At 66.4% G+C, this 8,913-nt stretch carries 1 protein-coding gene; it reads right to left on the reverse strand.

Annotated elements, in window-relative coordinates; genetic code table 11:
• Positions 1-45: 45 nt before the first annotated feature.
• Positions 46-8,904 carry an Ig-like domain-containing protein gene (locus ACODRV_RS15960; RefSeq protein ID WP_488908993.1) on the reverse strand — a complete coding sequence of 2,953 codons (8,859 nt, stop codon included), beginning with the start codon at positions 8,902-8,904 and terminating at the stop codon, positions 46-48.
• Positions 8,905-8,913 lie beyond the last annotated feature (9 nt).

Here is an 8,913-nt window from a genome sequence, read left to right on the forward strand (position 1 = left end):
GCTGACGCTCTCTTTAGTTTTCGTTTAGCTTCTTATTCTGGCGTTCTAGAACTTCTTAACGAACTCCACGCGCCAGCGGCCGGATTGCGCCGAACTGTTCAGAACAGTGGCTTCGTACTCGACGGCTACGCGAGTACCGTCGGTCCCCTCCCATGCTAGACCTGCCCCCAGACGTAGGTTTCGGTCGTCATAGGGCGCAATCTCGATCATGTAGTCTGGGCTATCCTGCCAGTCGGCATATCGAACACCGGCCTCGCCTCCATTCTTGAGGTCGTGCTGGTACTCGACACGCCAGGACGGCTTGAGGTCGCCAGTGCGGTAGCTGAACAGATAGTCGCCGTGGACACCAAGAGCGGCGCGCACTTGCGAACTGTTCTGCTTGGCGAACTCCAGCGCCCACAGATCGTCGCCGGTTTCGCGGAAGCTCCCAAGGGTGACATCCGCAAACTCAACCCGGCCGTACGGCGACCAATGGTGGCGACGGCCACGATACTCCAGACCCGCAGAAATCGCGCCGAAGACCTGATGGCCGTCTCTTTGGCTGGCCAACTGACCGCCAGTCTCCGTGACGTAACGAACTGCGTCGAACTGCATATCCGTCACGCCCACGACCCCATCGACAAAGACGCGCTCGTTGGGTTGCCAAGACGCATAGGCAAACCCGCTGTAGGCCTCCGCCTTAGAGGTCGTTCCGTTGACGCCAATGTCCGAGGCGTCGCGGCCGTAGCCAGCCCCGATACCGACGGTCAGCTTATCGTTGATCCGGGCATCAGCGCCGATGGTCACGCCATCCGTGGTGAAGTCGAAGCCTTCTCGAACACCATTGCGGCGGTGGAAGCCAAGATCAACGGCCCCCTCCATCCACCAGGCCATCCGACCGTCTTCACTTCCTCCGCCGGCTGCGCGCGGGGCGCTTTCCGCCTGCGAGGGGCGGGCCTGACCCTCAGGACCGTACTCAACCATGCCGGCGCGGATCATGTAGTTCCGCATATTCCGCATCGCTTCGTTTTCACCTGGGATCGCTTCGATCTGATCCATAGGGACCAGCGTCAGCCCGACATGGTTCCGGCGCGGACCTTGACCATGCAGTTGTTCCAGACGCCGAAGAACATTCGACGTTTGGGCCGACGAGAAGCGATAGGAGGCTTGGGTCTGGGCGTTGACCAGCCCCGTCACCTCCGGGTCGCGGCTGGGATCGGGCCGCTCCTTCACCGTCAGTCGAACCACACCCGGCTCCGACGTTGCAAACGCGTTCCGCAGCGTGAACCGAATATCCACGCGGCCAGCGAAGGCGCCGCGCGGGGTCGCCCGCAACACGTAGTCGTCGCCGACTTGTGTCACCGCGACATCGACGGCATCGGGCGCGCTGATGCTGACGATCTGGGCGGCCCGGAAGGGCCCACCGCTGGCGTTCTGCAGAAGCGACACGTCCACCGGTCGCCCGGCCCAGGTCTCGGCCTCGATAACCGCGCCCGTCGCCGGTTTCGGTTGCACGATTGCGGTCAACGTCGCCGGGTCCGACCATCCGAAGCGGTTTTGAACCGCGAAGCGGAACGATGCGCGGCCCGTCCAGCCCTCTTGAGGCTGGAAGATCACGCGCAGACCTTCGACCCGCAGCGTTCCGCCGTGTTCGCCTTCGCTCGCGTTCTCTCCGGCGAGGCGAACGGCCATGAAGGGGCCGCCCTCCATCCCGTCGGTCACATCGAAAATGATCGGCTCGCCGCTCAGTCCGGTCTTCTCATGGTCGTTCGCCGAAGGCGGAGGACCGCCCTCAACCGTCACCGTCGCCGTCAGCGGCGTTGAGACGCCGCCGGGGCCTTCCAGCGTGAACGCAAAGGAGTCCACGCCGAAGAAGGAAGCCGAAGGCGTGTAGGTGGCCGAAGTCCCCTCGATGGAGACCGTGCCATGAGCAGGCAAGGTCTCGACCGAGGCCGTCACCGCATGAGCCACGCCATCGGCCAGCTCCATCGTCACCGCGACATCCATAGGGGTCGTGACGGCGAGATCCTGGCCGACCGGCGCGGGAACGCCGACGGTGACGACGATGTTGCGCGCGACCGACTGCCCGCCAGGGCCTTCGGCGACGAACGCAAAGCGATCCACGCCGAAGAAGCCCGCGGCCGGGGTGTAAGTGACCCGGTCGCCGTCCAGCGAGGCCGATCCGTTAGCCGGTTGGCTCGCCAGCGCGAAACCATCGACAAGGCCCGTGGCTTCCAGCGTCGCCGAAACCGGCGTCTCGAAAGCCGTCGTCAGCGCAACGTCGCCGGCATCCACACCCGGAGCGGCCGGACGGGCCACCGTGACCGTCACCGTCGCGACCGTCGAGGTGCCGCCAGGTCCGATCGCACGAACAGCGACCATGTCCGTGCCGTAGAAGCGGGCCGCCGGGACATAGCGCAGGGTCTCTCCGGTCAGCGAGGCCACGCCATTCGTCGGATCACCGGCCAGCTCGACCGACGAATAGACGCCCGAAACCGTCAGGCCCACCTCACCCGGCGTTTCGTAACCGACCGCCAAGGCCGCATCGCTGACAACCGGAGCAGCCGGAAGGCCGACCGTGACCGCGATCACAGCAGGGTTGGACGTGCCGCCGGGGCCTTGCGCCACGTAGGCGAAGGCGTCCGAACCGAAGTACCCGGCGCGCGGCGTGTAGATCGCCTTCTCGCCGTCAACGACGACCTGGCCGTGCGTCGGCGCCGTCGAGACAGCGAAGCCGTCGAAGACTCCAGTGGCGCGAAGCCTCACCTCCCCCGCTTGGTCGAACGGAACTTGGATCGAGCCCGGCGAGGCCACGGGCTTGCCCGGCAAGCCGACCTTGACGCTGATCGTCGCCGGGGCAGAGACCCCGCCCGGACCGCGCACCGCGAAGGTGAACACGTCGTCGCCGAAGAACCCGGCATTGGGGGTGTAGCGGGCCTCGTTGCCCGCCAGCACCACGACGCCGTTCGTCGGATCGGAGACCAGCTCATAGCCGTCGTGAACACCGGTCGCGGTCAGAACGACCGTGCCGACGGTTTCAAACGGCGTCTCCAGCTCGCCCGCCAGTGCGACAGGCGATCCGGGCAGGCCGACGGTCACGGACACCGTCGCCGGAGCCGACGAGCCGCCGGGGCCTGTGGCGCGGTAGGTGAAGCTATCGGCTCCGAAGAACCCAGCGTCAGGCGTGTAGCGAACCTGACTGCCGACGATGACGGCCGTACCGTGGGCCGGCGGCGACACCAGGGCAAAGCCGTCGAAGACGCCCGCTCCCGAAAGAGCGGCCTGCCCGACGGTCTCATAGGCCGTGGACAGCGGGACCGAGGCCGCCGTCGGAGCCGACGGCAGACCGACGGTCACACTGACGGTCGCCGGGGCGGAAGTCCCGCCGGGGCCGACTGCCGCGACAGTCAGCGTGTCCGCGCCGTAATAGCCCTTGCGCGGCGTGTATCGCAGGGTGGCGCCGTTCAAAACGACATCGCCATTCGTCGGCGAGGCGACGATCTGGAAGCGGTCGAAAACGCCCGATCCCACCAGCTCTACCGAACCGAAGGAGTCGAAGTCGGTCGCGAGCGTCGCCGCAGCGACAGACGGCGCACCCGGCAGGCCAACATTGATCGGCACCGTGACCGTCGGCGAGGCTCCGCCGGGACCGACGGCGCGGACGCGCATGGTGTCGGCTCCGAAGACACCGGCATTGGGGGTGAAGGTGATGACACGGCCCGAAACCGTGGCGACGCCGCGAGCCGGTTGGCTCACGATTTCCAGCGCCGTGAAAACGCCAGTGGGGGAGAGTTCGACCGAACCGGCTTGCTCAAACGGCGTCGTCAGAGACGCAGTCGGCAGACCCGGAGCAGGCGGAACGGCGACGTTGACCGTCACCGTGACCGGAGCGGAGACACCGCCCGCGTTTTCCGCCGTCACCGTGAAGGTGTCGCGGCCGTAGAACCCGGCCGCAGGCGTGTAGGTCACATTCCGGCCAGCCACGACCGCCGATCCGTTTGCCGGATCGCTTGCGACGGCGAGGACCGGGCTGAACCCGGTCACGACGAACGAGCCGGTTACGGCCTGTTCATACCGCGTCGAAAGCGTCAGGGCGTTGATGACCGGCGTGTTCGGCAGACCAACGGTGATCGTCAGCTTGCCGATGTTTGACACACCGCCAGGGCCAGTCGCCGAGAACGTCAGTTCATCGGGACCGTGATAGCCCGCTGCCGGGGTGTACGTCAGAGTCGTTCCGCTGATCGAAGTCGTGCCGTGCGCCGGGGCCTGCACGACATTGACCGTCGTCAGAACACCTTGGGCCGGGAGGATAACCGCTCTCGCCGTCTGGAAAGCGGTCGTGAGGGTCGTATCGGTCACGGTCGGGGCAGGCGGCAGGCCAACCGTCACCCGCACCGTGAACCACGCCGAGTCACCGCCCGGTCCAGATACCCGATAAGTAAAGGTGTCCGAACCATAGAAGCCCAGGCGCGGCGTATAGGTGACGGTCCTGCCGTTGACCGCAACCGTGCCGTGCTGGCCTTGGGTGATGAAGACGCGCTGGATGACGCCTTCGGCGGGCAGCTCCAGCGAGCCTCCGGTCTCATAGTCCACCGACAGCTCAGCGTCTTCGCCCGTAGGAGCGGGCGGCAGGCCAACGACCAGATCGACAGTAGCGCGCGCAGAGTTGCCGCCCGGGCCGACGGCCCGGAAGGTGAACACATCCGCGCCGAAATACCCAGCATTAGGGGTGTAGGTCGCTTCGCGACCATTCAGCGAGACCACGCCCTGTCGGGGTTGGTCAACCAGCACCAGCGACGAGATAACGCCCGTCGCCCCGAGGGTGATGGTGCGGGGCTGGCCATAGGTCACATCGACTCGTTGATACTCGGCCGTCGGGGCCGCCGGAAGTCCGACGTTCACCGTGACGGTCGCAGCGGCCGAAACACCTCCGGGGCCAACGGCCCGATAGGTGAAGGTGTCCACGCCGTAGTGTCCCGTCTTCGGCGTGTACGTCGCAGCCAGGCCGTTCAGAACGACTTGGCCATTCGCCGGAGCAGCCACGACCTCGACCGACGAATAGACGCCCGTCGGGGCCAGGTTGACGCTCGCCGAAGTCTCATAGGCCGTCGAGGCCGTGACGTTCGACGCGGTCGGAGCGGGCGGCAGCGCGACGGTCACAGCAACCGTTGCAGGGTTGGAAACTCCGCCCGGCCCCTCCGCCGTGAACTCGAAAGCATCGGCGCCGTAGAAACCGGCGCGCGGGGTGTAGGTCACGACCGCTCCAGCGACTGTGACATCACCGTGGACCGGAGCCGCGGTGATCGTGAAGCCGCTGTAGATCCCGGTGGCCCGAAGCGTGACCGTTCCAGCAGTCTCATAGGCGGTGACGATGGAGTCCGGCGAAGCGACCGGCTTACCCGGCAGACCCACCGAGACATTGATCGTAGCCGGAGCGGACGTACCGCCCGGACCAGTTACGACGAAGGTGAAGGCATCGGCGCCGTAATGACCTTCCTCCGGCGTATAGGTCGCCACGCTCCCATTGATCGACACCGAGCCATGAGCAGGCTGGCCGATGATCGAATAGGAGGTACGGACCCCGGAGGCTTGAAGGTTCACCGTTCCCACGGTCTCAAACGGGGTAGTCAACGAGCCGGCTTGCGCGACCGGAGCTGCCGGAAGGCCAACCGCCACGGCAACCGAGCCAGGCGCGGAGTTGCCCCCTGGACCAACAGCCCGATAGGTGAACGCGTCGGCACCGAAGTAGCCCGCCGCTGGCGTGTAGGTCGCGACATTGCCGCTGATCGAAACGGAGCCGTGCGCCGGTTGCGAGACAACCTGAACGCCCGTGAAAACGCCAGTGGGCGAAAGCGGGATTGAGGTGGCTGTTTGATAGGCCGTCTCAGCCGTTAGATCAGGCGCGACAGGTGCAGCCGGGAGGCCGACCGTGACCGCGACGGTCGCCGGATTGGAGACGCCGCCCGGCCCTTCCGCCGTGAACTCGAAAGCGTCGGGGCCGAAGTACCCCGCCGCAGGCGTGTACGTCGCCACATTGCCGGTGATCGACACCGAGCCGTGCGACGGCTGAGCCGTGATCGAGAAGGCGTCATAGATCCCGGTCGCTCGCAGCGTGACCGATCCGGCGGCCTCATAAGCTGTCTCGATGGAGTCCGGCGACGCCACCGGCTTGCCCGGCAGGCCCACAGCGACGGTGATGGTTGCCGGAGCCGAAACGCCACCGGGACCGGTGACGGTGAAGGTAAAGGCGTCAGCGCCGTAGTAGCCTGCTGCCGGGGTGTAGCTGGCGACGCCGTTGCTGATCGCAACAACGCCGTTAGAGGCCTGCGCGACGAGCTGATAGGTCGAATAGACGCCCGTACCTTGCAGGTTCAGCGTTCCGACGGTTTCAAAGGGCGTCGAGAGCAACCCCTCCAGGGCGACCGGTGCGGGCGGAAGACCAACGATGACGCTCACCGTAGCGGAGGCCGAGTTGCCGCCGGGGCCAACAGCCCGATACGCGAAGGTGTCGGCGCCATAGTAGCCGGCCGCTGGCGTGTAGGTCACACGGTCGCCGTTCAGCGTCGCAACACCGTGCGACGGCTGCGCGGTCAGGGCATAGCTGGTGACAACGCCCGAAGCCCCCACCCTCACCTCTCCCGGCGTTTCATAGGGCGTCGAGAGCGTGAGCGAGGACGCCGCCACCGGGGCGGGCGGCAGGCCGACGGTCACGGTGACGGTCGCGATGTCAGATGCACCGCCGGGGCCTACTGCCCGGACGGTGAAGCTGTCGGCACCGAAGAATCCAGCCTCAGGCGTGTAGGTGACGCGCTCGCCGTTCAGGACAGCCGCGCCGCGCGAGGCCTGGCCGACGATTTCCACCGTCGAGAACACGCCGCTCACGGCCAGATCGGCCGAACCGGCCTGCTCATAGGCCGTGTTGATCGATGCGGCCGAAACTGACGGAGCGCCAGGAAGGCCGACCGAAATCGACACGTTCGCAGCACTGGAGACACCGCCGGGGCCGACAGCTTCGACAGTCATCGCATCCGCCCCGTAATAGCCGGGCGCAGGCGTGTAGGTCAGAACGGTGCCAGTGATCGACGCTGAACCATGCGTCGGGTCCGACGCGACCCTCAACTGGCTATAAACGCCCGAGGGCGCGAGCGAGGTTGAGCCCGCCATGTCATAGCCAGTCGTAATCGACGCAGACGCCAGCGTGGGCGCAGGCGGAAGCCCAACCGTCACGGTGACGGTCGCGGGGGCCGACGTGCCGCCTGCGTTAGTCGCCGTGACCGCGAACGCATCGGCCCCATAGTAGCCAGCCGCCGGGGTGTAGGTGACGGTAGCGCCGTTGATCGACACTGTGCCGTTGGCGGGGTTGGTGGAAACCGCCAGCACGGGCGCGTAGCCGTTCACGACCAGCGTGACACCGGCGTCCGTTTCGTAAGGTGCGGTGATCGACCCGCCCGAAACCGTCGGAGCGGCGGGCGTGGCCACGGTGATCGACACCGTGCGCGTCTGAGACGCGCCGCCAGGACCGGTCGCACGATACGTCAGCGTGTCGGAGCCATAGAAGCCAGCCGCAGGCGTATAGGTCAGGGTCGTACCCGTGATCGAGACCGAGCCGTTGGCGGGCTGGGTGACGACATTGACCGAAGTCAGAACGCCAGAAACCGGCAGGGCGAGAGAACCGGCCGTCTGGAAGGCTGTCGAGAGCGCGGCGTTCGCTGCGGTCGGAGCGGGCGGCACATTCACCGTCACCGTCACCGTCGCGGCAGATGAATTGCCGCCGGGGCCAACGGCCCGATAGGTGAATGAATTGGAGCCATAGAAACCGGCGTTAGGAGTGTAGGTCGCCGTCGTACCGCTGATCGACACCGTGCCATTGGCCGGATCAGTCAGCTTCGTCACGCTCGTATAGACCCCGGCGGGGGCCAGGGTGATCGACGTTGCAGTTTCATAGGCAGTCGTCGCCGACACATTCCCGGCAGTGGGAGCCGGCGGCAGGCCGACGGTGACATTCACCGTCGCCGGGGCCGAAGTTCCCCCCGCGTTCGCAGCAGTCACGGTGAAGGAGTCAGCGCCGAAGAAACCGGCATTGGGCGTGTACGTCACATTCGCCCCGGACACCGACGCCGCCCCATTCGACGGTGCGCTGGCAATCGCCAGAACCGGCGAATAGCCCGTCGTGGTCATCGTTCGGGATCCAGCAGTTTCATAGGCCGTGCTGATCGAGCCGCCCGTGATCGTCGGCGCGGCGGGCGTGGCCACGGTGATCGACACCGTGCGCGTCTGGGACGCGCCGCCAGGGCCGGTCGCACGATACGTCAGCGTGTCCGAACCATAGAAGCCAGCCGCTGGCGTGTAGGTCAGGGTGGTGCCCGTGATCGAGACCGAGCCGTTGGCGGGCTGGGCGACGACATTGACCGAAGTCAGAACGCCCGAGACCGGCAAGGCGACAGAGCCCGCCGTCTGGAAGGCTGTGGAAAGCGACGTGTTCGCCGCGGTCGGCGCGGGAGGCACGTTTACAGTCACCGTCACCGTCGCGGCGGCCGAATTGCCACCGGGGCCAGTCGCCCGATAGGTGAACGAATTGGAACCATAGAAGCCAGCGTTCGGCGTATAGGTCGCCGTCGTGCCGCTGATCGACACCGTGCCATTGGCCGGATCGGTCAGCTTCGTCACGCTCGTATAAACTCCGGCAGGGGCCAGGGTGATCGATGCGGCAGTTTCATAGGCCGTCGTCGCCGACACATTCCCGGCGGTCGGGGCTGGAGGCAGGCTGACCGTCACCGTCACCGTCGCGGCGGGCGAGTTGCCGCCGGGGCCAACGGCCCGATAGGTGAAGGTGTTGGTGCCGTAGAACCCGGCGTTCGGCGTATAGGTCGCCGTCGTGCCGCTGATCGACACCGTGCCATTGGCCGGATCGGTCAGCTTCGTCACGCTCGTATA

It is taken from the genome of Brevundimonas sp. FG8, from assembly GCF_057808845.1.